This is a genomic window from Streptomyces sp. NRRL S-646, assembly GCF_000720765.1.
Taxonomy (GTDB): Bacteria; Actinomycetota; Actinomycetes; order Streptomycetales; family Streptomycetaceae; genus Streptomyces.
This window is the reverse complement of the sequence record NZ_JODC01000001.1, coordinates 14,764-37,440: the sequence shown is the minus strand read 5'-3', so window position 1 is coordinate 37,440 and position 22,677 is coordinate 14,764. Positions and strand designations below refer to the sequence as shown.

Annotated in this window: 17 protein-coding genes and 1 pseudogene; 9 read left to right on the top strand and 9 right to left on the bottom strand. The window is 70.6% G+C overall.

Annotation, left to right across the window (positions count from 1 at the left end):
• Nucleotides 1-985: 985 nt before the first annotated feature.
• Nucleotides 986-1,453, top strand: a complete 468-nt coding sequence (locus IH68_RS49370; protein WP_037884415.1) for a hypothetical protein — start codon at nt 986-988, stop codon at nt 1,451-1,453.
• An 877-nt stretch (nt 1,454-2,330) separates the two neighbouring features.
• Here the strand turns inward: IH68_RS49370 and IH68_RS0100135 are convergent.
• Entirely contained in the window at nt 2,331-2,870 is a 540-nt protein-coding gene (locus IH68_RS0100135) for a DUF1707 SHOCT-like domain-containing protein (RefSeq protein ID WP_030926568.1), read from the bottom strand.
• Between the two features lie 331 nt (nt 2,871-3,201).
• On the bottom strand, nt 3,202-4,074 hold the full coding sequence (locus tag IH68_RS0100130; RefSeq protein ID WP_037884414.1) for a helix-turn-helix transcriptional regulator: 873 nt from the start codon (nt 4,072-4,074) through the stop codon (nt 3,202-3,204).
• A 205-nt stretch (nt 4,075-4,279) separates the two neighbouring features.
• On the opposite strand from IH68_RS0100130, the pseudogene IH68_RS0100120 reads away from it, so the two are divergent.
• Nucleotides 4,280-5,092: pseudogene (locus IH68_RS0100120) on the top strand (oxidoreductase); the annotation flags it as partial.
• A gap of 479 nt (nt 5,093-5,571) precedes the next feature.
• Here the strand turns inward: IH68_RS0100120 and IH68_RS0100115 are convergent.
• The 7 genes from IH68_RS0100115 to IH68_RS56170 all read right to left on the bottom strand — a co-directional run bounded on the left by IH68_RS0100115 (nt 5,572) and on the right by IH68_RS56170 (nt 15,083).
• The gene (locus IH68_RS0100115) at nt 5,572-7,554 is read right to left on the bottom strand and encodes an ArnT family glycosyltransferase (RefSeq protein ID WP_030926561.1); all 1,983 of its coding nucleotides are present in this window, start codon (nt 7,552-7,554) and stop codon (nt 5,572-5,574) included.
• 56 nt (nt 7,555-7,610) lie between these two features.
• Nucleotides 7,611-8,696: an NlpC/P60 family protein gene (locus IH68_RS0100110; RefSeq protein WP_030926559.1), complete on the bottom strand. Its 1,086-nt coding sequence runs from the start codon at nt 8,694-8,696 to the stop codon at nt 7,611-7,613.
• A gap of 45 nt (nt 8,697-8,741) precedes the next feature.
• Entirely contained in the window at nt 8,742-9,224 is a 483-nt protein-coding gene (locus IH68_RS0100105) for a poly-gamma-glutamate biosynthesis protein PgsC/CapC (protein WP_030926556.1), read from the bottom strand.
• Entirely contained in the window at nt 9,221-10,702 is a 1,482-nt protein-coding gene (pgsB, locus tag IH68_RS0100100) for a poly-gamma-glutamate synthase PgsB (RefSeq protein WP_030926554.1), read from the bottom strand. Before pgsB ends, IH68_RS0100105 begins: the two co-directional genes overlap by 4 nt.
• 16 nt (nt 10,703-10,718) lie before the next feature.
• Nucleotides 10,719-12,962, bottom strand: coding sequence for a HAMP domain-containing protein (locus IH68_RS0100095; RefSeq protein ID WP_234341129.1), 2,244 nt, complete (start codon nt 12,960-12,962; stop codon nt 10,719-10,721).
• 317 nt (nt 12,963-13,279) lie between these two features.
• The gene (locus tag IH68_RS0100090) at nt 13,280-14,623 is read right to left on the bottom strand and encodes an alpha/beta hydrolase family protein (RefSeq protein ID WP_234341127.1); all 1,344 of its coding nucleotides are present in this window, start codon (nt 14,621-14,623) and stop codon (nt 13,280-13,282) included.
• Between the two features lie 244 nt (nt 14,624-14,867).
• Entirely contained in the window at nt 14,868-15,083 is a 216-nt protein-coding gene (locus tag IH68_RS56170) for a hypothetical protein (RefSeq protein WP_030926547.1), read from the bottom strand.
• Between the two features lie 214 nt (nt 15,084-15,297).
• Here IH68_RS56170 and IH68_RS0100080 point away from each other — a divergent pair, with 214 nt between their 5' ends.
• The 7 genes from IH68_RS0100080 to IH68_RS0100050 all read left to right on the top strand — a co-directional run bounded on the left by IH68_RS0100080 (nt 15,298) and on the right by IH68_RS0100050 (nt 22,616).
• Nucleotides 15,298-16,518: a metallophosphoesterase gene (locus tag IH68_RS0100080; protein WP_030926544.1), complete on the top strand. Its 1,221-nt coding sequence runs from the start codon at nt 15,298-15,300 to the stop codon at nt 16,516-16,518.
• Between the two features lie 709 nt (nt 16,519-17,227).
• The gene (locus tag IH68_RS0100075) at nt 17,228-17,983 is read left to right on the top strand and encodes a GntR family transcriptional regulator (RefSeq protein ID WP_030926542.1); all 756 of its coding nucleotides are present in this window, start codon (nt 17,228-17,230) and stop codon (nt 17,981-17,983) included.
• A 155-nt stretch (nt 17,984-18,138) separates the two neighbouring features.
• Entirely contained in the window at nt 18,139-19,263 is a 1,125-nt protein-coding gene (locus tag IH68_RS0100070; RefSeq protein ID WP_037884413.1) for a TIGR03364 family FAD-dependent oxidoreductase, read from the top strand.
• Complete coding sequence (locus IH68_RS0100065; protein WP_030926537.1) at nt 19,260-19,964, top strand: phosphonatase-like hydrolase; 705 nt, start codon at nt 19,260-19,262, stop codon at nt 19,962-19,964. Before IH68_RS0100070 ends, IH68_RS0100065 begins: the two co-directional genes overlap by 4 nt.
• 1 nt (nt 19,965) lies before the next feature.
• Nucleotides 19,966-21,021 (top strand): ABC transporter ATP-binding protein, encoded by a 1,056-nt coding sequence (locus IH68_RS0100060; RefSeq protein ID WP_030926535.1) that lies wholly within the window; start codon nt 19,966-19,968, stop codon nt 21,019-21,021.
• Nucleotides 21,014-21,832, top strand: a complete 819-nt coding sequence (locus IH68_RS0100055; protein ID WP_030926533.1) for a 2-aminoethylphosphonate ABC transporter permease subunit — start codon at nt 21,014-21,016, stop codon at nt 21,830-21,832. Before IH68_RS0100060 ends, IH68_RS0100055 begins: the two co-directional genes overlap by 8 nt.
• Nucleotides 21,819-22,616 carry an ABC transporter permease gene (locus tag IH68_RS0100050; protein ID WP_030926530.1) on the top strand — a complete coding sequence of 266 codons (798 nt, stop codon included), beginning with the start codon at nt 21,819-21,821 and terminating at the stop codon, nt 22,614-22,616. Before IH68_RS0100055 ends, IH68_RS0100050 begins: the two co-directional genes overlap by 14 nt.
• The last annotated feature ends 61 nt before the right edge of the window (nt 22,617-22,677 follow it).

Here is a 22,677-nt window from a genome sequence, read left to right as displayed (position 1 = left end):
TCCCCCCACGGGAGGCCCCCGCCTCCCGCACGCTTCCTCCCCTCGGGAGGCCCCCGCCCCCCGCACAGCGCTGTCCCTTCCCGCGACAGGCCCCCGCCTCCCGCGCACGACATCACGGCTACTGCAGCCCAACCTGAACAACGTGTCCTGGCCGCAGCGGACTCACATGCCCGGCCGGACTCTCGAGCTGCACGGAAACCCGTCGAAACCTCGGATGCTCCCCGCACCCGAAGGCCCTCTCGGGCCCCAAGAATTGATCACCCCCACGTCGGCGCCAGAAACGCGGCTACTGGCCCTCTGCATCGCCGACCCATGGATCACCATTTGTCGCCTCGTGTCCCAGCATGCGAAGCAAGGTCAATCTAGACCATCGGAACCCATCTGGAGAGAGGAACGTGTGGAATTTGTGCTCAAGATTTGAAGATGGCTCCAATGAGTCGGTGGCCGCCTGCGGGTGCGTGGCGACGGAGGACGTGCCTTGTGACCTGTGCTGCCGCGCGCACTCAGGGTCTGCCCGGCCGATCTTGCTCGGTGGGCAAGGGGCAGTGGCTACAGGTGGGGGCAACAGACGGCACGTGGAAAACGGAACCTCACCGCCCTGTTCACGCAGCCAGTTTCGCCGAGGCTCGCAAACGGCGCCGCCCTGGACCACGGGGAAGTCAAGAGTCACTTTCAGTCTGGACGGGGACGGTGTCGGGGCAGATGAGTGCGCCCTGGGGGTGGGCGCCGATCCGGACACTTGCGCGAGCTCGCGCGACTCCCCCGCGCACCGGAGAACGGGCCGGTCAGCGGGCTGGGGTCGGTGACGCTGCGGGCTTTGGAGCTGACCGACCATCTGTGCCGGCAATCCCTGCGGCGTGGAGACGTTCCCCACTTCCTGCGTCGGCGCGCCGGAACTGCGGAGCGGCACGCGTTCTGCCATCGCTGTACTGCCCCGTCGCACACCCCTTGGGCCATGGCGCCACCCACCCCTACGATCAGAGTTGTGGACTGGGGGACTCTCGCAGGCACTGCGCTCGGCGCCATCCTGGGCGTCAGCACTACTCTCCTGGCCGAACGGTCGCGCTGGCAACGGGAGCATTCAGCCCGCGAACGCGCGGTCAGGCAGCAGCTGTACGCCGAATACCTCGGGGCGCTCTCGCTCACCACCCACCGCCTGCGAGACCTGAAGCGCAGCAATGGCCTGACCAGGGAAGAGCGCATGGAGCAGGCAGGCGAGATCCTCGGATCCACCAACGCTTACCACCTCCGCTATCAGATGCTGATCATCGCTCCGGAGCATCTCGGCGATACGGCCGACCAGGCGTTCATGCGCCTCCGGGACTTACGAGACCGCTTCGACGAGCCCGACATAGGCGCAGACCCAGGGTGGCCGTCAGCGATGGAAGCCCTCGACGGGGCACTCAACGCCCTTCGCACAGCAATGCGTTCCGACGTCAGTGCCCGTTCCTGAGTGCCTGGGCCAGAATTCGCCGGTCCGGTGGTCGGGTGCCACGACCGGCATCCGCGTCTGGCGGGGATGACAGAAGGCTGAGGAAAACCAGGCTCGGTCGACAGGGCACGAGCGGAGTGCCGGCTGGGAGAGCGGGAAGGACGGCCGCCACCTTGGACCGGCGACAATCGCGGCCGCATGCGCGAGGGCCTGCGCTCTCCCCCCTCCGCGGGGCCCTCGCTCGGGAAGTCCTTGCGACCTTTGGGGCGCTCGGGATTACGCCCCGACTCGAACCGGCCACAAGGACGGGTCCGGGGCCCGCAGGCGGCTTCCGCTGCGGGAGGCGGGCTCCGGCCGGCCGACGTTGTCGCACCGAGGCCGAGAGCGGATCTCTGCCCAGGTGTGCGCTCCCGTTCAGCAGACTGATGCCCGCACCCTGACACAGGTTCAAGATGACGGTGGGAGAACGGGCTTCGGGGCCGGTGCCGTGTGTTGCTGCCTCCTGGGTGCGACGGCTCCCCTTGTCGGTGCCAGTATTCGGGGATGGATCCCCGTTGCGGTCTTCGCCCGGAGGCGCCGGACTGTCAGGCGACGGCGGGAAGTTCACAGAGTCGCTGCGCGCAGGTGGTGAACGCGTTGGCCCAGGCCCAGGTGGCCTCGATGCAGAGCTGGCGATGGCGGGCGTGTTTCGTGAGGCGGACCGGCAGGTGGTAAAGGTGAAAGCGCCTGGTCAAACACCCGCGGCCGGGGCGAGCAGGGCGACAGCGCCGGTCAGTATCTGGTCGGCAACTCGCCACGGGGCCGTACGCCGTCGAGGTCACCCCGACCGGTCGGGCCCCCGGAGGTGACGCGGGCACGCGGCTCGGGGCCGGCCGAACGGCTCAGGGCATCGAGGACGTCACCGCCGCTTCTCGATGACCTTCGCATGCAGGAGCGTTCCGGCGAGTTCGATGCGCAGGCGCGGATCGGCAGCGGATTTCTTGGAGCGGAGCTTCACCTTGGAGTAGGTGAGGTTGAGCCGGTCGGTTTCGATCACGATGTCCGGTGAGGCGACGAGAATCAGCTTGCCGTGCATCATGTCCGCCTCGATCCGCAGGACGCCCGAGGTGGTCACCGCGTGAGTGAAGTCGAAGGTGACACGGCACAGTTGCGTGCGCACGTCGATGCGCGGGGGCGCCGACCAGCGTCCCTCCCGTACGTACTTGCCGCCGTGTTGCTCGACCACGAGGAGGTCCTTGCCCTTCATCGCGGGCGGGACCGGCAGGTCGGTGGTGAGTTCGGCCAACTCGCCGAGCGTCCGTGCCGACAGCGCGCTTTCCAGCCGGCTGTCGAGTTCCTCGGCGCTGAGCCGACCATCACCGGCGGCGACCCGCAGCACATCCACGACGCGGTCGCGATCCTCATGCGATGCCCGCAGGCCGGGCGGCTCGTTGGACATGACAGCCACGTCAGCAGCGCCGGGTGGAGCTGGGTCTGCGGGTGACCGCAGCGGAATCGGGCCGCCATGACGGGTCGAATGCGAACCACCAGGCGAGGACGCCGCTTTGAGGCACGCCCTGACTTGAGTTTCAACCTCTGGCCAGGTGTTGAGAGTTACTGCGTGCCACGAATGGGCAGGTCGCATTGCTCTCAATCCCGGTTCTCCCCCGTCGACGAGGGTTTCGGGACACCGGCGGTGGGGCGCAAGGCCTGCCGGTGTTCCATAACGCTCATCCCTGCTCATACGACGCGGCCACTATGACCGACCGCTCTCGCGGACCTGCGGGCGACTAATGATCTGCGTGCTGCCCGTGCGAGGTCTCGGGCTGCCGTATCCACGCGGCCAGGAGCCGAAGCGCCTCTTCGGAGCTGGAGCCTGCCTCGGCGGTGTAGACACTCAGCCGCTGGTCCGGGTCGGCGGGCAGAGTGAGGGACTCGTAGTTGAGGGTGAGCGGGCCGACGATCGGGTGGTGGAAGTGTTTGCTGCCATGCGTGTGCCGATACACGTTCTGGTCGGCCCACCAGCGGCGGAAGTCCTCGTCCATGATCGAGAGTTCGCCGACGAGTTCGGCCAGCAGTGGATCGTGGGGATGGCGTCCGGCGTCGCGCCGGAGCGAGGCGACAATGTCCTGGGCGTGAGTGTCCCAGTGGCTGTACAGCGAGCGGGCGGTCTCGTCGCAGAACATGAACCGCACCAGGTTCCGCTCGCGGTGCGGCAGCGCGTCGAAGTCGGTGAGCAACGCGCGTGCCATCTGGTTGGACGCAAGTACGTCCAGTCGCCGCCCCAGTACAAGGGCGGGGGTGTGCTCGAGGATACGGAGCAGGTCGCGCAGCCCCGGGCGGACCGGCTGCGGTCGCGTTGCCGTGCGGCGGGGCCTGCCTGTGGCGGGCTTGGCGAGCTGGAACAGATGGGTGCGTTCGACGGGATCGAGGCGCAGCGCGCGGGATATGGCGTCCAGCACGGTCTCGGAGACGTTCAGCCGACGTCCGCGTTCCAGACGTACGTAGTAGTCGACGCTCACGCCCGCCAGTTGCGCGACCTCCTCGCGGCGCAGTCCTGGCACTCGCCGAGAGCCGCCGTCGTCGGACAGGCCCGCCTGGTGCGGGGTGATCCGTGCCCGCCGGGAGCGGAGGAACTCACCGAGAGCTGTGTTGCGGTCCATGCCGTTCACGATAGGGCCCAAGTTCGCCCCGACGGCCCGCGAAAGGGGGACTGGCAGTCCCCCGGTCCGGCTGTCCCCGGGCCGAAGCCGACCCCCTGGAAGCCGATCAGCGGCCGATTCCGGTGCTGAAGTGGAACGTGTCGAGACCGGCCCGGGCCCAACTGCCCCGGTCGGCCTCCGTTCGCATCGCACGAAGGGAACTCCTGTGTCGGACACCAAGACATTCCTGATCACCGGCGTCAGCACCGGTCTGGGCCGCGCACTCGCGCGTGCGGCGTTGGCCGCGGGCCACCGGGTGGTCGGCACGGTCCGCACGCCCGCCGACGTACATGCCTTCGAGGCGCTCGCCGGCGATGCGCACGCCCGCATCCTGGACGTGACCGACCATGACGCGGTGGACACGGTCGTTGACGAGACCGAGCGCGATCTGGGCCCGGTCGACGTACTCGTCGCCAACGCCGGGTACGGCCATGACGGCCTCTTCGAGGAGTCGTCGATGGATGACCTTCGCCGTCAGTTCGAGGTGAACGTCTACGGAACCGTGGCGGTGATCAAGGCCGTGCTGCCACACATGCGCAAGCGCCGTTCGGGCCACATCATTGCCGTCACCTCGATGGGCGGGCTGATCACCATGCCGGGTCTCAGCTTTTACCACGGCAGCAAGTTCGCGGTGGAGGGCATCCTCGAAACCCTCGGCAAGGAAGTCGCCGGTTTCGGCATCCATGTCACCGCCGTCGAGCCGGGCAGTTTCCGGACCGACTGGGCCGGCCGCTCGATGATCCGCGCACCCCGTGTGATCGCAGACTACGACGAACTGTTCGAGCCGCTGCGCGCCCGGCGCATCCACGGCAGCGGGCACCAGCCGGGCGACCCGGACAAGGCCGCGGCCGCGGTGCTGCGGATCGTGGCGGCCGACCAGCCGCCGACGCGCCTGCTGCTCGGCACCGACGCGCTTCGGCTCGTCCAGGCCGGACGCGACGCCTTCGAGCGCGAGATGGTGACATGGGCCCAGCTGTCGGGCCCCCAGCGCGGGGCCTCGAGGCGGCCGTCATCACCAGGTCGGCCCCCTCTTGGTCCACCACAGCCGGACCTGCTCGTAGCCGTTCACGCCACCCAGCGCCTCCACCGCGACACCGACCCCCTGGGCGGCGACGGCGGACGCATCGCAGTCCTCGGCGACTGGAGGTTCGGCAGCGCGATCAAGGGGGCCAGGGCAAGGTCTACGTGCGCATCTCCGACACGGGAGCGAACACCACGGACGCCACCTTCGTTCTGCCGTCCACGTCGACCAGGCCGGCCGACCGGCACGTCTTCGTGAAAGGTGAACACCACGAGCACCGGCACCGGACGCGCCGGGTGGGCGTCGATCTCCCGATCGGCGACCGGGGGGGGTGGTTGGCGTGCGCCCTACCAAGCCGTCGCCCGTCGAAAGCACCCGTCAAGTCGTGGAGTTGCAGAACTTCCGTTGACCGCGATCCCTGGCTCCGGGGCGTCGCCTCACCGCTGAGGATTGCAGTCGTAGAGGCCGAAGCTGCCGTCGGCGTGGCGGGCGTAGGCGGTGGGCCGGATGCGCGTGCAGTGGGACTTCACCCAGGTGGTGGCGGGAGTGGTGGGGCGCTGGGTGGTGAGCAGCGCATAGCGCAGTTGGTGGGTGGCGACGAGGCTGCCGAGCTGCTGGGCGGTGGGGAAGGGTGTGCTGCCGGTGAAGCCGCCCATGACGAGGATGGGCTCGGACTTCGCGCGCAGCAGGGGCTCGGCGGTGTAGGCGGCCTGGGTGGCGAGCAGGTACTTCTCGCCGTGGCGGTGCGTGGTGAGGTAGTCGAGCAGGGCGGTGTCGCGGGCGTTGGGCCGGCCGAGCCCTCTCCTCCGCGGAGCGTGGCGGGGATGCTCGTAGTACGACTTGCCGACCGGACCGGCCATCGGCGAGGTGGCGGCGCCCGCGTAGAGCGGGTTGAGGCCGGAGACGGCCCAGCCGGCCGGCACGACCAGGGTGGCCGCGATTCCGGAAGCGAGGGCTGCGTGGACCATCCGCGGGGAGGTGCGCGGCCCGCGGCTCCACAGACCCACCACGCCGCACAGTGCCAACATCACGGCGACCGGCAGCAGCCAGGAGACGAACCGGGTCGGCCAGTCGAGCACCAGCGCCCACGCCGCCGTCAGCACGATCGCCGCCGGCAGCACCAAGTGCCGCCGGTCGCCTGCCTCGTGCTCCGCCTCCGGCGCCGGTTCGTACCGCGCCTCCAACTCCGGCTCGTACCGCGCCTCCAGCTTCGGCTCGTACTTCGCCTCGTACTCCGATCGGAAGAGCGCGAGCCCTCCGCCGGCCAGCGCGGCGAGCGCCGGGGCGATGACGGCCGTGTAGTAGGCGTGGTTGCCGTTGGAGGCGCTGAAGACCAGGGCGTGCACGGCCAGCCAGCCGCCCCACATCACAAATCCCGTGCGCAGCAGGTCGGTTCGCGGTTGCCCGGCGCGCCACACGACGCCCAGGACCGCGGCGAGCACGGCGAGCGGCAGGAACCAGGCGACCTGCGGGCCCACCGTGTGGTTGATCAGCATGTCCCAGCCGGTGTTGCCGGTGGTGCGGCTGGCGGCGGTGCCCGCGACGGCGCCGAACGCGGTGGAGTCGCTGCTGAAGCGGCTCAGGCCGTTGTAGCCGAAGACCAGGGCGAAGGGATTGTTGTCGGACGTGCCGTCGAGGTACGGGCGGCTCGCGACCGGAGTCACCCAGGCGATCAGCACCCAGGAGCAGGAGACCACCAGGGCGACCGCACCGGCCAGCAGAACGCGCAGCGCCCGGTTCAACCGGGTTCCGGGCGCGGCGAGTTGGTAGACCGCGGCGAAGACCGGCAGCACCAGCCACGCCTGCAGCATCTTCGCCTGGAAGGCGAGCCCGACCCAGATCCCGCACGTGATCAGCGGCAGCAGCCGCTCGGTGCGCACCGCCTTCTGCAGCGCGCCGGCGGCCGCCACCAGGAGCAGCGTGAGCGCGGTGTCCGGGATGGTGGCACGGTTGAGCGCCACGGTGACCGGGGTGAGGGTGAGCGTCAGCGCAGCGATCAACGCGGCGAACGGACCGGCCCAGGCCCGTACGATCCGGTGCAGCAGCCATACGGTGAGCACGCCCTCGACGACCTGCGGAAGCGCGGCCGCCCAGGTGTGCGGGCCGAAGAGCCACACGGAGACGGCGTCGGGCCAGAAGGCGCCCGGCAGCTTGTCGATGGTGATCGAACCGCTCGCGTCGAGCCCGCCGAAGAAGAAGGCACGCCAGCTCTCGGCCATCGACCGGACAGCCGCGCCGTAGAAGGGGTGGAGCGCGGCGTGCCCGATGCCCCACGAGTACAGCACCGCGGCGACGACCAGCACCGCGGTAAGCGCCGGGCGCTCCCAGCGCGGGGCGTCTTCCGGCGGACCGGAGCGGCGGTTCGCCGACCGGCGGCCTCGGTGCGCGCCGGTGGGCTGGACGGCGGGGATGGCGGTCATGGCAGTGGTCCTCGGATCAGCAGGTCAGGTGAGGCGGCGGTGCACGGGCGGTGTGGTCACAGGCGGCGGGCCGCGCGGAAGCCGCGGGCGTAGAAGTCGGTGCCGTCCAGCAGCGCGTGACCCGACATGTCGCCCATGGTCGGGCCGTTGGCGGCGGAACGGCTGGAGTAGAAGCGGTGCCGGCCCCGGTCGTCGAGGCCCATGTACATGCCGCAGTGGTCGATGAAGTCCGGCCGGTCCTTGATGATGGCGAAGAAGACCAGATCACCGGGTTGCAGGGCACTCAGGTCGGTGGCCTGCTGCTTGCCCGTGTGGGGGATCACCAGGCGGCCGGGACCGTCGGCGGCGATGGCGTACGCGCGGCGCGGCAGGCCTGCTCCCTTGGTGTTGGTGTTGTGCAGGGGGAGGCCCATCCGGTAGCCCCACACCAGCCGTTGGAAGCCGGAGCAGTCGGCGTCGCCGTAGCGGGCCTGCTCCGGCTGCACGCGCGTGCCGTCCGGGAAGGTCCAGGGCAGGCCCAGATAGTCGTAGAAGTCGGACTGTTCGTCGTGGAAGGCGAAGTCCAGCGGATTGTTGACCGCTGCATTGCGCGGGCCGAAATGTGCGGTGCCCGCGTAACGCACGCCGGCGGCGTTGTGCTTGTCGGGCGCCCCGGCGCTGCTGTACTGGAACGCCACCGCGAAGACGTCCGGGCTGCTGTCGCCGAGTGCCTTGCGGAACCAGCTCTTGAACGAGGCGGACTTCTCCATGCCCCGCTGCCACTCGTGCGGCAGCACCCGCACCCAGGCGTCCGTGGTCACCTTGGCCTCGGTGGTCCGCGGCTCGCTGAAGGTGCGGGTGGGACCGGTGAGTACGGCCGTACGGGCTCCGTCGGTGAAAGTGGCGAGTGTGGCGCCGTCGGCGGCACGGACCACGGTACGGGCGGGGGCGGACAGCCGCTCGAAGGTGTGGGACCCGGTGGACCGGGCGCTCGAGCCGGTGCCCGTTCCGTCGGCGACCGTACCCCCGTGGTCGTCGCCGCCCTGCCTGAGGTGGTCCCAGGCGAACCCGCCCGCCACCCCGGCGGCCGCGACGCCCGCGATCGTTCCGAGCACGGCGCGGCGAGTCGGGTTGCTGCGTCTGCCGACGGGGTTGGAGTGCATGGCCGATCCTCCTGGAAGTGTGAGGTGAGAGCGGGGTTGGGCAGGTCAGCCCGTGGGCAGTGCGCCCATCAACAGGCCGGAGACCAGCACCACGTACGTGGCCAGCGTCACCGCCGTGGTCGAGATGACCGTGGCCGCCATGGGCTGCCGGACCATCTGGTAGGAGACCAGGCCGGGGACGATGAAGCCAAGGGTCTGTGACGTGTACAGCAACGGGAACTCGTGGCTGAGGGCGAGCATCACGGTGGTCTGCATCACCACCGCGCACAGCACCACGGCAGCGAAGAGCCGCTTGCCGTAGAGAATCACCGTGCGCTGCAGCAGCTTCGTCATGAAGTACGTGGCCGCGGCCACGCAGACCATCAGCCCGGCCATCCGCACATCGGTGACGAGCGTGAGGGCGATCCAGCCCGGGGTGATCATCCCCCCGGGGGAAAGGTTGGTGGTCAGATAGCAGACGAGCGAGAAGACCAGCCCGAGGGCGATCCCGAGTGCGGCGGTCTGTGCGGTGAGGTTGGCGGGGATCACGGTTTCCTCGGGGACTGGGTTGGATCGTAGGCGTGGTACCGGTCGTGGGAGTGGTGCGGGTCGTCTGCGGTGTTCTGGTCCTCGGACCGCCCGTGGCGAGCGGCGAACCGGCGGGCGAGTTCACGTTGTTCGGGGATGCGGAGGGCGTACGTCGGCGTCTCCAGCGGGGCCACCCAGCTGTACGGCTCCGGCTCGGGCGGCCGGGCCACCGAGACCCGCGGCCGGGGCAGGGCGATCTGCATGGTCTCCTGGTCCAGGCCGTCACCGTCGGGAACGGCGTCGAACAGGTCCTCGGATTCGTCCAGGGGCAGCTCGGCGAGGCATTCCAGGAACAGCTCGCCCTGACCGTGGATGTTGCCGATCGCCACCAGCGAGGAAGCCGGGCCGAGTTCCGCGAGCATGGCCGCGGTCAGCTCATCGGGGTCTCGGCGATCACCGCCGAGATCCACCACCCGCCCGGTGAAGCCCGCGGGAATCGCATCGCGGGCGCTCCGAGTCGGGTGGCCGATCAGGAACACCGTCTCGGCGCCGAGGTCGGGGACGATGGCGCCCATCTGGCCGTTGCGCTCCACCCGGTCCGGGCGGCAGTTGATGACCACGTTGATCGGCCGCCTGATCGCGCCCAGATCCTCCAACTGTTTCACGTTCATCAGCGTCGACTCGGGATCGTTGGCCGCGAAGACATTGGCGAACCGCAGCTTCTTGCCCTCGGGGGTGACGTAGCGCTCCACCGACAGCACGCCCGGGTCGGGCGGCGCGTCCCACATGCCCTGCATCGCGGTCTGCCGCTCCACGCCGAGCAGTCCGGCGACGGCGAGCGCGATCGCCACGTTCTCCTTGAAGGTGAACCAGCTGAAGCCGCGCAGTTCGGCGTCGGTCACCGACTCCGGATCGACCGCGATCAGCCGGCAGTTCCGCTTGTCGGCCTCCTCCTGGAGGATGTGCAGGCGGTCCTTCTCCGCCGTCACGCACACCCCGCCCACCGGCATCGAGCGGGAGAGCGAGCGGGCGACGTCGTCCAGCGTCGGCCCCATCTCCTCCAGATGGTCCTCGCGGACGTTGCACAGCACGCCGATCGTGGAACGGATCAGCTTCTCCTGATTGGTCTCCTGCAGCGCGGGCATCACCGCCATGCACTCGATGACCAGCGCGTCCGGCCGGTAGGTCGCCGCCCGCCGTACGATGCCGATCTGCTCGACGATGTTGGAGATGCCGAACTTGCGGTAGATCGGTTCCTCGGTGGCATCCGGATGGATGAACCGGGCCGCGGTGCCGGTTGTCTTGGCCACCGTGACCAGGCCGCCGCCGCGCAGCGCGCCCGCGCACAGCCGGGTGATCGAACTCTTGCCGCGGATGCCGTTGACCAGCACCCGCGTCGGTATCTGCTCCAGCGAGGCGAAGTGCCGCCGCTGTTCCAGGATTCCGGCGATCCACAGCACGGCGCAGCACAGCAGGACGATGACATAGAGGAAGAGCACGCCGATTCCGTCCTTACTACCGCTGGAGGGTGTTCTCACGCAGGGACCGGGAGGGCCCGGGGACGTGGCCGGATCTGGCCGTCCGGTCGCGTTCCGCCAGGGCCTGGCGGATCAGCTCCAGGCTGCGGGTGACCGAGCCGATCTCGTCGTGGTTGACCGGATGCAGCACGGTACGGCGGTCTCCGCCGGCGAGCCGCTCGACGAGCACGGCGACCGCGCGCAGCGGCCGGATCACCACGACATGCAGCCAGCCCAGGCAGGCCGCGCCGATGGCGAGGCCCAGGATGCCGGCCAGCATGGTGCGCTGCTCGGCCTGCACCGCGGGGATCTGGAGCGCTGCCGCGGGCTCCGCGGTCACCACGTGCCAGCCGAGGCGGGCCGTCGGGCCGCTCTGGGCCAGCGGCGCGGCGGCGTCGACCGAGGGGCCGGAGGAGGTGAGGTGCACCGCCGAGGTCGCGGTGCCCGCGGTCCCCGGGGCGCTCTGGGTGGAGCGGGCGAGCCGGGTCAGGCCGGGGTCGGGCAGCGACTGGAAGGCGCGGTAGCCCACGCTCGACGCCAGCACCTTCTCCTCGCCGTCCGTCACCCAGACGCTGCCCAGCTTCGGCCTGGGCAGGATGGAGTTGAGCACCTTCACGTCGATCTCGCCGAACAGGACCACCCCGGCCGCCTTGGCCTTGCCCTTGACGGCCCGGACCTGGGCGTAGGCGGCGATCGCCGGGATCCGGCCCGAGGTGTTGACGGTGGTGATCCCGCCGCCGGAGGGCACATGGACGCGGGTGCGCAGCGGTGTGCCGCCCACCCTCAGCGTGATGCCGCCCGAGCCGTCCAGGAGATACAGCGAGCGGTACTGCCTGTGGTCGGCGAGGGAGTGCCGCAGAATCTCGGTCTGAGCGGCCCGGCTCCGGCCCGGCAGGCTTGCGGCCGCGGCGCTCAGGTCGGTGTACGACTGGTCGAGGGACTGCCGGATCCGGGTCGCCACGATCTCGGTGCGCGTCTGCTGGTCGGCGAGGACCGGAGCCGGAACCGCGGTCGCGGAATCCGCCCGGTTCAGCAGGAAGACCATCGGCACCGCCCAGCAGGCCACCACCACCACGCCGAGCACGGCCAGCGCCCGGTAGCCCGGTCCGCGCCGGGCCGGGAACTCCTGCGGGCCGCTCTCGCCGAGCAGTTGCCGGCGCAGTGAGTCCAGTGCCTGCCCGATCCTGGCCAGTTCCCCGAAGCCGTGCACCGGAACCGGCCGGGACAGCTCCGCCCACGCGGTCGGCCCGTCCCCGGTCGCGCCCCGCGCGAGGCGGCCCGCGGACAGATACAGCCGCAGCAGTGGCCGCTGCACGGAGAAGTACAGCGCCAGCCCGAGCAGCAGCGCGACTCCGGCCAGCGCCCCGGCGGCCTGGAGCGCGAAGCGCGAGTAGTCGGCGGTGGTGGTCGTGGCGGGCACCGCGCGGGAGGTGAGCACCACCAGTCCCAGGTCGTCGGTGGTGCCCGGACCGGTCGCCGAGGCGACCTGGGCCCAGCCGGCCACGGTGCGCCGGCTGCCGGTGGTGGCGCCCAGCAGGCTTCCGGAGGCGTCGGAGTCGCCCCCCGAGCCCTTGGCCGCGCGGGCCGCCGCCGCTGACAGGCCGCTGCCGGCGGCGCCCGGCGACGCCTTGCCGTGGACCGCGGTGGCGAGCGCCGTGCCGCTCGAGTCCAGCACTTCGGCCGTGCCGCCCTCGCCGTACGCCGCAAGGGCGGGGAGTGCCTCGGTGACGACCAGCAGCCACTGCCGCTCGGGCCGGTTCGGGGCCTGGTAGTCCTGGTCGGGGTCGTCCTGCTGTGCGGGCAGCGTGACCTTGGCGAAGTACAGCAGTTGCGGACTGCCGCCCGACGTCACCAGCCGGGGCGGGACCGTCCCGGAGGCCGTCCTGGCAGCGTCCACGCCGGCCAGCGGCACCGTCTTGCCGCCGGCCGCCAGCAGTCTGCCGTTGTGCCGGTCGAGCAGCGCACTGCCGAGGACCGTCTTCCTGGCAGAGGTCAGCGCCTTGAGCGTGGTCACGGGGGTCGATGTGCTCGTCGCCGGGTACGCGCCCGCCGTACGGCGTACGGTGCTCGCCTCGGCGTCGATCGCGGTGCGCAGCGACTGCGCGGTGTCCGCGGCGATCTGCTGCTCCCCGTTCAACACGGCCTGCGGGATGCGCACGGTGTGGATGCCTTCGAGACCGATCACGGTCAGGGCGGCGACCACCAGGAGGAGTACGACAAGTGAGGCAATCGGCGGGCGCACCCCGCCGAGCATCGGCATATCGGCGCGGCGGCGGATGCGGTGGCGGCGCGGCGCCCGGGGTGCGGAGGGCAGGGGAACGGATCCTTCCTCAACTGGCGCCGAGCGCCCAAACGTTCGAGTGAACGAACATCCTAGCCCCCGCCTGTCACATAACCATCACACGTTCGCCGCATGTGACGTACGCGTTAATTCGAATTCACGGGACCACCGGGAGGCGGCGACACCTGCCGGACCGCCACCCGGGCACACCGAAGGGCGGACCCGCGAGCAGGTCCGACCCTTCGAACACGTGATCGACCTATTGGTCGACTCTCCGGTCAGGGGACGAAAGAGATTTCCGGGTACTTGTCGGCAGGCCCGTCGAGCAGGGTGCTGTGCTTGTGGCGCAGCGCCTGATCGAAGAACGCGGCGAGATAGACGCGCTGGACCTGCACCGCCCGGTTCGGGTCGATCGTGCCGTACTGCTGCTGGAGCTGAGCCTGGGAGAGCCCGAGCAGGCCCGCCTCCTGCGGCACCATCCACTCCTGGTCGCTGAACGACAGGTGCGCGGCGCCATGGAGCTTGATGTCGACCCGGTACCCCTTCAGATGCGACCACATCGTGCGCCAGGACGCGTCGTTGTTGCGGTTGTGGGTGCCTGAACTGAAGAGCATGAAGGGGCGGTCCAGGTCCTTGCTCGGCGCCGTCCCGAAGAACTGGCCGTCCAGGTCGGCACCGGCGGCGATGCGCTTGTCGAGTTGCATAGCGGTGGGGACCGCCCCACCGCCCAGCGACCAGCCGAACATCCCGATCCGGGACATGTCCACGTTCTTCGACAGCCCGGAGGGCAGCGTCGCGTGGCCGTAGTCCGGGTTGCCGCCGGTGCTGATCTTGCCGAGCGCGTTGATGACGAACTTGATGTCGGCCGCGCGCACCTTGAGCGTGTCGGAGGAGTGGGTGCCCGCCGGCATCCTGTTGTACTCGACACGGTTGCCGGGGAACTGCACCTCGTTGGCGTCGTGGGTGTGGTCGACGGTGACGACGAGGTAGCCGCGGCTGGCCATGTCCTGGGCGAGGGCGGTGCCCATCGCGCGGTCCGAGTGCAGCCCGGTCGAGTACAGCAGCACGGGCAGTTTGCCGAGCGAGGTCTTCACCGGGGCGAGGACATGGCCCGCGGTCTTCGGCAGGGTCACCTGCTGCGGCGACAGCCCGCGCGTGGCGAGGAAGTGGTTGCCGGAGAGCGAGGGCATCCACGGCGCCAGATAGTGCCCGGACGTGGAGGTAGCCGGATACCAGAGCGTGACCATCAGCTCGCGCTTGCCGCCCACATACGGATCCGTACGGGACGAGTCGACGAGGTGCAGGCCGACCATGCCCACGCTGTTGGGCCCGGTCGGCGCCGGCATCTTGAGCTGCAGAGCGGACGCGGCCGTGCGGCTGGAGGCGAACGCCTCAGGGTGTACTGGCCTCTGGGACTGCGGGCCCTCGTCGTTCTCGGGCGCCCAGTTCGTGTCCGGCTCGGGCTCGTCGGGCGAGAACCCGGTGGCCGTAGGCGTGTCGGACGTCTTCCCGGCGGCCATCGCCGGTGTCATCCCCACACCCAGCGCGACGGCCAGCGCACCCGCCGAACCGACCGCTCTGGCGATCGCTCTACTACGTGGACGCGGGCGGCGGTGCTTCATGAAACCCCCTGATCGGTCAGCGACCGCAGAACGCGCGATCGACTGCCGCACACCGTACCGCTACGGCGCGGGACGGACTCACGCGCACTGTCTCTGCCTCAGCCTGCCTTTGTTCAATGTCCAACCGATCGCGTCCGCGTCGTCGTCCGTCGCGCAGGAAGCTCCTGCCTTGGTCCGGTCCGCGCTCGCGATCCAGCGGGGCTTCAACGAGCCGCTCAGCACCTTCGTGTCCCGTCGTCGCCAGCTACGGGGCCGCGCCCGAGGGCTCAAGGGAGCGGCGGCCAAGCTCGAGTCCGCCCTCGACCGACTGGGCGTCGTCCAGGACTTGAAGGAGTACCCGCGGGCGGGACACGCCTTCCTCAACGACGAACAGTTCGGCCCGCGTCCGGTGCATCCGCTGCTGCGTATCGCCGGGGTCGGACCCGACCCCGGAGTCCTCCGCGGACGCGTGGCGACGCATCGAGGCGTTCTTCCACACACATCTGAAGCGCACAGCCCGGGCGTGAGGCGCAGCACCGCTTCGTGGACCGTGGTGCCCTGGCCACCATGGGTACGCTCAAGTGCCCTGCGTCGACCGTCAGTTCACAAGCCTGAGTCGCGCAGCAGTGCGTACGCGAGCGCGAGGACGACCGGATACAGTGCGCGAGACAGCAGCCTGGCCGAAGAGGGGAAGCGTGACCGACACCAGCAACGCCCGGCCCGCCGACAGCGACGCGCAAGCTCCGCGGCCCAGCCGAGTGCACCGCCTGATGCGCTACCTCCCCCTGGTCGCCCCCGTCCTGCTGTGGACCGTGCCCTGCTGGGTGCTCCTGTACAGCGGCCAGCGCTGGCCGCTGCCCGTCACGCTGGTCGGCACCGCCCTGTTCGTCCTCGGCCTCGTCGGTATGCCGCTTACGATGATGCGCGGCCACGGCCGACGCCAGCAGGACGGGGCGGCGATCGTCGGTGACACCCTGCTGGGCACGAGCTGGGTTCTCTTCACCTGGTCCGTCCTGCTCGGCGTCCTCTTGCGGCTCGCACTGGCCGTGGCCGACGTCGGCGAGAGCCAGGACCGGGCCCGGATCGTCACCTGGGCCGTCCTCGGCGTAACCGCCCTCCTACTGGCCTGGGGGTATGCCGAGGCCCGCCGCGTGCCACGGGTGCGCCGACTCGACGTGCAACTCCCGCGGCTGGGCGCCGGGTTGGACGGCACCCGCGTCGCCCTCATCACCGACACCCACTACGGTCCCCTCGATCGCGCCCGCTGGTCGGCACGGGTGTGCGAGACGGTGAACACCCTGGAAGCCGACCTGGTCTGCCACACCGGAGACATCGCGGACGGCACGGCCGAACGCCGCCGCGCCCAGGCCGTCCCACTCGGAACCGTGCGGGCCACCCACGCCAGGGTCTACGTCACCGGCAACCACGAGTACTACAGCGAGGCCCAGGGCTGGGTCGACCTGATGGACGAACTGGGCTGGGAGCCGCTGCGCAACCGCCATCTGCTGCTCGAACGCGGAGGCGACACCCTCGTGGTCGCCGGCGTGGACGACGTCACCGCCGAGTCCTCCGGCCTGGCAGGCCACCGCGCCCACCTCGCCGGAGCCCTCCACGGCGCCGACCCCGACCTACCCGTCCTACTCCTGGCACACCAGCCCAAATTCGTCGACCGGGCAGCAGCCGCCGGCATCGACCTCCAACTCTCCGGCCACACTCATGGCGGCCAGATCTGGCCCTTCCACCACCTGGTCCGCATCGACCAGCCCGCCCTCGCCGGCCTCAGCCACCACGGCACCCGCACCCTCCTCTACACCAGCCGCGGCACCGGCTTCTGGGGCCCGCCGTTCCGCGTCTTCGCCCCCAGCGAGATCACCCTGCTCGTACTCCGCTCCCCACACCTGCCCACCGCGCCGTAGCACAGGGCAGGCGGCCAGGGCATCCGCCTGGCGCTGTCACAACCGAGGGGTGCGGCGGCCACAGATGACCAGGACCGCCTCGCTGAGGCCAAGATCCGGACCATTACCGGGCCGACGGCTCCAACTCCAACCAGCCATGCTTCTTCAATAGGAGAAAAGGCCCAGGCCGGATACACCCCGCCCAGCACCCGCGACACGGTCGGCGCGGGACGCCTACGCCGCCCAGCCGACGACGCTCCCCCATCCTGCGTGACCTTCCGGTCCACGAGCAGCATGTCGGCCGCAAAGACGAACTGCTGCAGGCACACCGCGCTCGCCTCACCGATCTGCAACCCACACCCGGCCCTCAACCACACCAGCAACCGATAGGGAGCAGGCGCAGGGTGACCGGGAGGAGTCGGGTGCCGTTCTGGTCGAAGCGGATCTCCTGGAAGTGGATGATCTGCTCGATGGGGTCGTGGGTGTGCGCCGCCAGCGCCAGGTGAGGGTGTTGGTCAGGTCGCGGATGGCGAGCTGCTGACGGCCGGCGAGCAGTCCTGGAGCGCCGCGGCGGGCCGGTGAGCCGGCTCGGACCGGACCCGGCCCCGCCCCCCACGCTGCTCGCGGCCACCGCAGCGCTGGTCGGGGCCAGCACGGCGCTGCTGGCCCGCAGAAGCCGCTGAACAGGGGCCGTACGACCGACACCCGCTCCGTCTGCGACGATCCCTGCGTGGACTACCCGAACGACCAGGCCCCCGGCGCCCCCGTCCGATCCGGCATTCCCGAGCACGGGCGTATCCCCAAGTACTACGCGGTGAAGGCACGGATCGCCGCGCTGCTGGACGAACTGGGGGAGGACGGCGTCATCCCCACCGAGCGGGACCTCGCAGAGCGGTACGACGTCGCCCGCGAGACCGTGCGGCAGGCCGTACGGGAGCTGGTACTGGAGGGGCGGCTGAGGCGAAAGGGGCGCGGGACCGTCGTTGCCGGGCCCAAGCTCGCCCAGCCGCTGTCCCTCGCCAGCTACACCGAGGGTGTGCGGCGGCAGGGGCGTACGCCCGGTCGTACACTCGTCACCCTCGACCGCTTCCCCTGCCCGGAGGCCCTCGCCGCCGAGACCGGACTCACCCGCGGCGAACCCGTCTGGCACCTGGAGCGGGTGCTGCTCGCCGACGACGAGCGGATCGGGCTGGAGAGCACCTACGTCTCCGTCGACCGCGTCCCGGGTCTGCAGAGCGATTTCGACCCGGACTCCTCCTTCTACGCCTATCTGAAGGCCCAGGGCATCGACTTCGGCGACGCCGATGAGCGGATCGAGACCGTGCTGGCCACCCCCCGGGAGGCCCTGCTCATCGGCACCCCGCCCGCCCTGCCGATGCTGCTGATCCACCGGGTGTCCCGGGACACGCAGGGGCGGCCGCTGGAGCGCGTGCGCACCCTGTACCGCGGCGACCGGTTCTCCTTCACCGCCCACCTCGAAGGCTGACCGCCACCCAGCCGCGCGGCTGAAAAACAACCTCTCGTACGCCATCGTGAGCATCACGAAAAGATAACGGGTCTAGCCCAAACGTGATGGGTCGTTCACGCTCTCGTTGTCGGCCGGACCCTTCCGGTTACCCGATCCCGAGGAGCGTTGACGTCGTGAAAGTGACAGTCGTCGGAGCAGGCGTGGTGGGCACCATGCACGCCTGGCATGCAGTGGAACGTGGCCACCAGGTCGTCCAGATCGAGCGTGAGGCCGAGGCGCGCGGCGCCTCGCTGCGCAACTTCGGGCAGATCTGGGTCAGCGGCCGCGCCGGTGGAGAAGAGCTGGAGACCGCGCTGCGGGCGCGGGAGCTGTGGGAGGGTGTCGGCGCGCGTGTGCCGGCGCTGGGCTTCAGGGCGAACGGGTCCCTGACTCCCGTCCGCGGCGCCCTGGAACTGGCCGTCGCCGAGGCCGCCGTGGCCCGCCCGGACGCCGCCGCCCGTGGCTACAAGCTCCTCACCCCGGGTGAGGCCCGCGCCCTCAACCCGGCCCTGCGGGGCGACTTCAGCGCCGCCCTGTACTGCGAGCGGGACGCGGCCGTCGAGCCGCGCACCGCCCAACTCGCCCTGCGCGCCGAACTGTTGAAGTCGCCGAACTACACCTTCCTGCCGGGACGGGAGGTGCGCGAGGTGACCGGCGCGGGAAGCGTGCGAGACGATCACGGGGACGTGCACGAGGCCGATGCCGTCGTCCTGTGCACCGGCGCCTGGCTCGGCGGACTCGTCCGCGAGCTGGCCGGGCCCGACCTGCCCGTGCGCCGCGTGCGCCTGCAGATGATGCAGACCGACCCGCTGGGTGAAACGCTCACGACCTCCGTCGCGGATGCCGACAGCTTCCGCTACTACCCGGCCTACGCGTCCCCGGCGCTGGACGCGTTCAACACCGGCCGGCCGCAGCCGCAGACTGCGGCCGAGCACAAGATGCAGCTGCTCATGGTGCAGCGCGCCGACGGCGGCCTGACCATCGGCGACACCCATGAGTACGAGCACCCCTTCGCCTTCGACACCGTCGAGGAGCCGTACGAGCATCTGGCCGGCGTCGTCGAGGCCCTGCTCGCCCGACCGCTGCCGCGCATCCGCCGCCGCTGGGCGGGCGTGTACGCGCAGTGCACCGACAAGAGCCGGGTCGTCCACCGCCGGCAGGTGAGCGACGGCGTGTGGCTGGTCACCGGGCCCGGCGGGCGCGGCATGACCTGCGCCCCCGCGATAGCCGAGACCACCGCGAACGAACTGGGCTGGTGAGCACGTTGACCCCCCTGACCGATATCCGTCTCGTCGTCCTCGACATGGCCGGCACGACCGTCGCCGACGGCGGACTGGTCGAGCGCGCCTTCGAGGCGGCCGCCGCCGAGCTGGGCGTCGCACCCGGTTCGGCCGAGCACGCCGAACACCTCGCCTACGTCCGCGCCACCATGGGCGAGTCCAAGATCTCCGTCTTTCGGCACCTGTTCGGCGCCGAGGACCGCGCCCAGCGCGCCAACACCGCCTTCGAGAAGGCGTACGGCGACCTGGTCGACGCGGGGTTGATCGCCCCGATTCCCGGCGCCCGCGAGGCCGTCGAAGAACTCGCCGCCGGCGGCCGTACCGTCGTGCTGACCACCGGCTTCGCCCGTATCACCCAGGACGCCATCCTCGACGCCCTCGGCTGGCAGGGCCTCGTCCCGCTCACCCTGTGCCCGGCGGACGCCGGCGGGCGCGGGCGGCCGTACCCGGACATGGTCCTGGAGGCCTTCGTCCGTACCAAGGCCGCCGACGCCGTACGCCAGGTCGCCGTCGTCGGGGACACCTCGTACGACGTGCTCAGCGGCGTTCGGGCCGGGGCCGGGCTGGTCGCCGGGGTGCGTACCGGCGCCCATGGCGACGACGCGTTCCGCGCCGCCGGTGCCACACACGTCCTCGACTCCGTCGCCGACCTGCCCGCCCTGCTCTCGGGAGCGCGCTGAAATGGGCATCCGCTTCGATTCCGTCACCGTCGCCTACGACGGCAACGTCGTCCTCGCCTCCCTCGACCTGACCGTCGAGCCCGGCGAGGTCATGGCGCTGCTCGGGCCGTCCGGATCCGGCAAGACCACCGCGCTGCGGGCGGTTGCCGGGTTCGTCCGGCCCGAGTCCGGGCGGGTGCTTCTCGGCGGCCGGGACGTGACGGACCTGCCGCCGTACCGGCGGGGCATCGGCATGGTCGTACAGCAGTACGCGCTCTTCCCGCATATGCGGGTCGACGAGAACGTGGCCTTCGGGCTCAAGGCGCGCAAGCATCCCAGGATCTCCAGGAGCGAGATACGGCAGCGGGTCGCCGAGGCGCTGGAGATGACCGGCATGGCCGGCTACGCCCGCCGCCACCCGCGCGAGCTGTCCGGCGGACAGCAGCAGCGGGTCGCCATCGCCCGCGCCCTCGCCATCCGGCCGGACGTCCTGCTCCTCGACGAGCCGCTGTCCGCGCTCGACGCCCAGCTGCGGTCCGGGATGCTCGCTGAACTCGCCCGGCTGCACCGGGAGTTGCCGGACGTCTCGATGCTGTACGTCACCCACGACCAGGTCGAGGCGCTGACCCTGGCCGACCGGATCGCGGTCATGGACAAGGCGCGGCTGCAGGCCTGCGGCACGCCGAAGGAGCTGTACCGTTCCCCGGCCGACGAGTTCACCGCGTCCTTCGTGGGCGGCGCGAACCTGGTGCCGGTGACCGTGGGTTCCGCAGGTGTCTCCTTCGCCGGCGCGGAGCTGAAGGTCGACACGAACGGGGTGATCGCCGGAGCACGGGCCATCCTGTGCGTACGGCCGCATCTGGTCGGGCTGGGGCAGGGCCCCAACCAACTCGTCGGTGCCGTACGGGAGATCCAGTGGCGGGGAGCCACGCACCGGCTGTACGTCGAGGTCGACGGGCACACGGTGATGGCGGACGTGCGCGAGCTCAAGGATCCGCCCTCGCTCGGGGACCCGGTGGCTCTGCACTTCGCCCCCGAGGACGCGGTGCTGCTGCCCGCCGGAGTCACCCATGAGTAGGCGTCTGTTGTGGGCCCTGCCCCCGGTGGCCCTCCTCGCCCTCTTCTTCCTCTACCCCCTCGCCCTCGTCGTCCAGCAGTCCTTCCAGCCCGACAGCGGAGGGACCTCCGTCCAGCCGTACACCGACGTCTTCGGCTCCGAAGCCTTCCGGAACGCGCTGTGGACCACCGTCTGGCTGGCCGTGGCCTCCACCATCGGCTGTCTGGTCGTCGGCTTTCTGCTGGCGCTGGTCATCGCGTTCGTGCCGTTTCCCGGGGCGAAGGCGGTGGCGCGGTTCATCGACGTGTTCCTGTCCTTCCCGTCCTTCCTGATCACACTGGCGCTGCTGTTCATCTACGGCAGCGTGGGCATGGCGAACGGGGCGTGGACGGATGCGACCGGCGCGGCGAGCGGGCCGTTCCAGTTCCTGACCACGCCCTGGGGCGTGCTGCTGGCGGAGGTTACCTACTTCACGCCGTTCGTGATGCGGCCGCTGCTCGCCGCGTTCTCGCAGCTGGACACCGCGCAGCTGGAGGCGGCCAGTTCGCTCGGGGCGCGGGCGCCGCGGATCGTGCGGCAGGTGATCCTGCCCGAGGCGCTGCCCGCGCTCGCGGCCGGCGGAAGTCTCGTCCTGGTCCTCTGTCTCAACGAGTTCGGGATCGTGCTCTTCACCGGCGCGAAAGGGGTCACGACCCTCCCGATGCTCGTCTACAGCAAGGCGATCCTGGAGTCCGACTATCCGGGCGCGTGTGTGGTCGCCGTCGTCAACGTCCTTATCTCCGTGGGGCTGTACGGCCTCTACCGGGTGGTGAGCCGTCGTGCTGGTGCATAGTCGCAAGGCCAAGTGGGCCGTATGGGGAGTGTTCCTGCTGCTCTTCGTGCCGCTGTTCGCCCTTCCCCTCCTCGTCGTGCTCGGCGCCTCCTTCGCCACGCACTGGTCCAGCGTCCTGCCCTCGGGTCCGACCACGGCCAACTACCGCGCCACCACCCGCGGCGAGGCCCTGCAGGCGCTCACCACCAGCCTGCTCACGGCCACCGCGGCCAGCCTGCTCGCGCTGGCCGTCGGCACCTGGGCCGCGCTGGCCGGGGCGGCCCTGAAGAAGCGGTACCGCAGGTTCATGGACGCGCTGTTCGTGCTGCCGGTGGCCGTACCGTCGGTCGTGGTCGGGCTGTCGATCCTGGTGGCGTTCTCCAAGCCGCCGATGGTGCTCAACGGCACCCGGTGGATCGTGATCCTCGCGCACACCGTGCTGGTCACCGCCTTCGCCCACCAGTCCGTGTCGGCGGCGATCACCCGCCTCGACCCGGCCTACGAACAGGCCGCCGCCTCCCTCGGCGCCGGCCCCGCCCACGTCCTGTGGCGGGTCCGTCTCCCCCTCCTCCTGCCCTCACTGACCGCCGCCGCCGGCCTCTGCTTCGCCCTGTCCATGGGCGAGCTGAGCGCCACGATGATGCTGTATCCGCCCGACTGGACCCCGCTGCCCGTCCTGATCTACGCGGCCACCGACCGCGGCGCCCTGTTCACCGGCTCCGCCGTCGCCGTGGTGCTGATGGCCGCGACCCTGCTCGTCCTGTTCGCCGTCTCCCGGGTCCGCACCCGGGCGTCGTACCGCTGACCCACCCCCCGCACCCCCGCAACCCCTGTAATCCCCTTGAAAAAACCAGGAGTTGGCCTCG